This window comes from Mesorhizobium sp. M4A.F.Ca.ET.022.05.2.1 (genome assembly GCF_003998845.1).
GTDB lineage: Bacteria > Pseudomonadota > Alphaproteobacteria > Rhizobiales > Rhizobiaceae > Mesorhizobium.
Map to the genome: position 1 here is coordinate 1 of NZ_RZOJ01000475.1, position 4,366 is coordinate 4,366.

Genomic DNA, 4,366 nt, shown 5'->3' on the forward strand with positions numbered 1-4,366 from the left:
GTCCTGGTCTCGCGATTGCTGGGGCTCATGTGCGGGCGGGCACTCATCTCTGTTTCAATGCAGGGTTGAAACTTGAGGGACAATTGGCGTGAGATCGCCGCTGGTGTCAAGCTGAAATGGCTAATTTCCAGAATATCGCAAGAAAAGCTAAAATTTAGTGCCAGGTTTATTCCTGGCAGTCGGAGCCGGGCTTTGCAAAACGAAAGTCGCCCGCGCGTTACCGCGCGGGCGAGACAGAATTCGGCGAATGCGCCACCGTGGAACGTGGTCAGCCGTGGTTTTGCTGGGTGACGATCACCGGGATCAGGAGGTCGCCCCAATTGCCGTCGCCGCCATGATGCCTTGCCGAGCGCACGAGCTCCACTGAGACGCCCGCCTCTACCGCCTTCATCACCGACTGGTTGAGCCTGTGCAGGTCATTGGCCAGCATGCGGATGGTCGCCTGCTGGTCGACGCTCATGGCCGAGGACTGCTCTTCCGCCCTTTCCTTGACGCGGCTTATCGATGCCATTGGTCTTCTCCTTGTGTCCTATGCCCTCTCGGGCGTTTCCTCTGTTGGTCGTCTTCTGTGGCAGCTCACTCGGCTGCCGGCTTGAACTGGGCGTGCTCGGTCGATTCATGCATGGCGGTGGTCGACGACTGACCGCCGGTGATCGCCATCGAGACCGCGTCGAAATAGCCGGTGCCGACCTCGCGCTGGTGCTTGGTCGCGGTGTAGCCATGGACCTCGGCCGCGAATTCAGCCTCCTGCAGTTCCGAATAGGCCGCCATCTGCCTCGCCTTGTAGCCACGGGCCAGCTCGAACATGCCGAAGTTGAGCTGGTGGAAGCCGGCCAGCGTGATGAACTGGAACTTGTAGCCCATGGCGCCGAGTTCCCGCTGGAACTTGGCGATCGTCGCGTCGTCGAGGTTCTTCTTCCAGTTGAACGACGGCGAGCAGTTGTAGGCGAGCAGCTTGCCCGGATGATGCCTGCGCACACCCTCGGCGAACTTCTTGGCCTGCGCCAGATCGGGCTTCGAGGTCTCGCACCAGATGAGGTCCGCATGCGGCGCATAGGCAATGGCGCGCGCTATGCAGGGCTCGATGCCGTTCCTGACCTGGTAAAAGCCCTCGACCGTGCGGCCGGCATCATAGTCGACGAAGGGCTGGTCGCGCTCGTCGATGTCCGACGTCAAAAGCTTCGCCGCCTCCGCGTCGGTGCGTGCCACGACCAGCGTCGGCGTGCCCATCACGTCGGCCGCGAGGCGGGCCGCATTGAGGTTGCGGATATGCGCCGCCGTCGGGATCAGAACCTTGCCGCCGAGATGGCCGCACTTCTTTTCCGACGCCAGCTGGTCCTCGTAGTGGACGCCGGCCGCACCCGCCTCGATAAAGGCCTTCATGATCTCGAAGGCGTTGAGCGGTCCGCCGAAGCCGGCCTCGGCGTCGGCGACGATTGGCGCGAACCAGGTCTCGACCGAAAGCCCCTTGCCTTCGGATGTCTCGATCTGGTCGGCGCGCTGCAATGTGCGGTTGATGCGCTTGACCAGCTCCGGCGCCGCATTGGCGGGGTAGAGCGACTGGTCGGGATACATGGCGGACGCGGTGTTGGCATCGGCCGCGACCTGCCAGCCTGACAGATAGATCGCCTTCAGCCCGGCTCTGACCTGCTGCATGGCCTGGTTGCCGGACATGGCGCCGAGGGCGTTGACGAAGTCCTCCTCGTGGATGAGTTTCCACAGCCGGTTGGCGCCCATTTCGGCAAGGCTCTGGCGAATCTGGACCGAGCCGCGCAGCCGCTTCACATCCTCGGGCGAATAGGGCCGCTCGATACCATCGAAGCGACCTTCGGGCGCGGATGGAACGAGGTTGTAAAAATCGGTCATTGGATACTCCAGTTCATTCGAGGCCGGTTCTTGGAAACGTCGCGTCATGGGAGTTGTGCGCCGTTGGTGTGTGACATCATTTACATCGCGTTGCGAAAAACGCGAGTAAAACCGAGCTTTTGGCCGAAAAATAAGGGAAAATTAGTGTTGCGCTTGACTGGTAAGCTCTGTAAATTTGTCACGATTGTAAAAGGTTGCGCGCAGGCCTCTGCGGCCAGATCGTGTAAATTCCTGTCAAGGATGGATTTGAGTGGCTGACCAGAAGATTTTTGCCGGGCCGCGCATCCGCCGCATCCGCAATGCCAAGGGCCTGACCCAGACGGCGATGGCCGAAGGGTTAGGCATCTCGCCGTCCTATCTCAATCTGATCGAGCGCAACCAGCGGCCGCTGACGGTGCAACTGATCCTCAGGCTGGCCTCGGTCTACAAGGTCGATCCGCATGAATTGCAGGGCGAGGCGAAGGGGTCGATTTCGGCGCTCAAGGAAGTGTTCGGCGACCCGCTGCTGGCGGCCGAACTGCCGGGCGACCAGGAGCTGATCGAGCTCGCCGAAGCGGCCCCCAACGCATCCGCCGCGATGGTGAAACTGTTCCGCGCCTATCGCGAGCAGGCCGAGCGGCTTTCCGATCTCAACGAGCTCCTGGCGCGCGAGGGCCGCGCCACCGCGCTGTCCGGCGCCCGCCTGCCGGTCGACGAGGTGCATGAGATATTCGAGCGCCGGCCGAACCATTTCGCCGCGCTGGAGGAGGAGGCCGAGGCCTTCACCGCGCTGCTTGACCCCGGCGACGACCTGTTCGGCGCGCTGAAAGCCTGGCTTAGGCGCGAATACGGCATCGTCGTCAAGGTGCTGCCCGTCGCCACCATGCCGAACTGGCGCCGCCGCTACGATCGCCACTCGCAACGCCTGTTCCTGTCCGAGCGGCTGTCGCCCTTCGACCAATTGCGCGAAGTGGCGATGGAAGCCTCGCTGATCCGCATGACGGTCGCGGTAGCTGGAGAGATCCAGGCGCTGAAGCTGACCACGGACGAGGCCCGCCGGCTCGCCCGCTTCGAGCTCGGCCGCTACGCGGCGCATGCCCTGATGATGCCCTATCAGGCCTTCCATGCCGCCGCGCTGCGTGCCCGTTACGATATCGACGTGCTGCGTTCGCGCTTCGGCGTGTCCTTCGAGCAGGCGGCCAACCGCCTGACCATGCTGCAGCGTCCCGGCGCCTCCGGTGTGCCGTTCTTCATGCTTGAGGTCGACAATGCCGGCAACCGCTTCCGCAAGGCGGGCAGCCAGGGCTTTCCGCAGAGCCGCTTCGGCGGCGGCTGTCCGAAGCTGCCGGTCCATGCCGCCTTCACCCAGCCCGGCCAGATCCTGGTGGAGGCGGTGGAAATGCCTGACGGCGCCGAATTCCTCTGCATTGCCCGCACGCTGGAAGGGCCACAGGGCGCGTTCTCGGAGCGGCCGCGCCGCACGGCGCTGCTCATCGGCTGCGATATCGGCTTTCGTGACGAGATCGTCTATGGCGGCGCCCTTCCGGGAACGGCGAGCGGCAAGTCGGGGCAGGGCGTTGCCGTCGCCACGCCGGTGGGACCCGCCTGCCGGCTCTGCGAACGCATCGGTTGCCTGGCGCGCGCCGAGCCGCCGGTGACGCGGCCGCTTGGCCTGGACGAGATGGTGACTGGCTTGAGCGCCTTCGATTTCCAATGACGTCGATTGTGCTGGTCGGCCCGGGAGGCCCATCCTCCTTTGCAACAGCAAGCCATTGAGGGTTCTCCACGCAATCTTTCCGTCGGCAATATTGATTAAGCATTAGCGCCGCGATATCAAAAACGAATTGCGCAAGACTGGGGGGTCGGCGATGAACAGGAAAGTTTTTTGGCTTGGGCTGACGCTTGCCCTTTCAGCCTCATCCGCATTTGCGGAGAAATCCTCGGAATTCTTCAAATCGTACCAAGAGTACAATGATGCCGGCAAGGCATTCCTTGACAAGATCGAGCCCAGGACCGGTGCGATAGATCTTGCCGAAGGCGTGCACCTCGATCTCAAGGGTAAGTTCTACTTCCTGGACAAGAAGGATGCCGCCTCCGTCCTGACCGAGGCTTGGGGCAATCCGCCAGATGCAGGTGCCGACTCCGTCGGTATGATTTTTCCGACCAGCCATGATCCCATCGCCGAGAACAATTGGGGCATTGAGTTGCGCTGGGAAAAGATCGGCTATGTCGATGACAGCGACGCCGCGTCGATCGACTACGCTGAATTGTTGCGCAGCATGCAGGAGGACACCCTGTCCAGCAACGATCAAAGGGTGAAGGACGGATTTCAGCCCGTCACCTTGATCGGCTGGGCCTCGCCGCCCGTCTACGATGCCGTCAACAAACGTCTGCACTGGGCCAAGGAGCTGCAGTTCGGAACCGATGCCGTCCACACGCTCAACTACGATGTGCGCTTTCTCGGCCGGGAGGGGGTCTTCGTGATGAGCTACATCGCCACGGTGGAGCAACTGCCCGAGAT

General features: G+C 62.5%; 4 protein-coding genes. 2 read left to right on the forward strand and 2 right to left on the reverse strand.

Annotated elements, in window-relative coordinates:
• Nucleotides 1-268: 268 nt before the first annotated feature.
• Together EN745_RS30840 and aceA are read right to left on the reverse strand one after the other, a co-directional pair.
• Nucleotides 269-511 (reverse strand): hypothetical protein, encoded by a 243-nt coding sequence (locus EN745_RS30840; protein WP_126056458.1) that lies wholly within the window; start codon nucleotides 509-511, stop codon nucleotides 269-271.
• Between the two features lie 65 nt (nucleotides 512-576).
• Nucleotides 577-1,866, reverse strand: coding sequence for an isocitrate lyase (gene aceA / locus EN745_RS30845; protein WP_126056457.1), 1,290 nt, complete (start codon nucleotides 1,864-1,866; stop codon nucleotides 577-579).
• A gap of 250 nt (nucleotides 1,867-2,116) precedes the next feature.
• On the opposite strand from aceA, the gene EN745_RS30850 reads away from it, so the two are divergent.
• Together EN745_RS30850 and EN745_RS30855 are read left to right on the forward strand one after the other, a co-directional pair.
• A complete protein-coding gene (locus EN745_RS30850; RefSeq protein WP_126056456.1) occupies nucleotides 2,117-3,562 on the forward strand; it encodes a helix-turn-helix domain-containing protein in 1,446 nt (481 codons plus the stop codon).
• Between the two features lie 151 nt (nucleotides 3,563-3,713).
• Nucleotides 3,714-4,366: DUF2167 domain-containing protein (locus EN745_RS30855; protein WP_127422994.1), on the forward strand; the 653-nt coding region annotated here is incomplete at its 3' end.

Excerpts from the sequence above, each read along its gene's own strand:
- aceA (WP_126056457.1), bottom strand. The coding sequence starts at position 1,866 with ATGACCGATTTTTACAACCTCGTTCCATCCGCGCCCGAAGGTCGCTTC.
- EN745_RS30840 (WP_126056458.1), bottom strand. The coding sequence starts at position 511 with ATGGCATCGATAAGCCGCGTCAAGGAAAGGGCGGAAGAGCAGTCCTCG.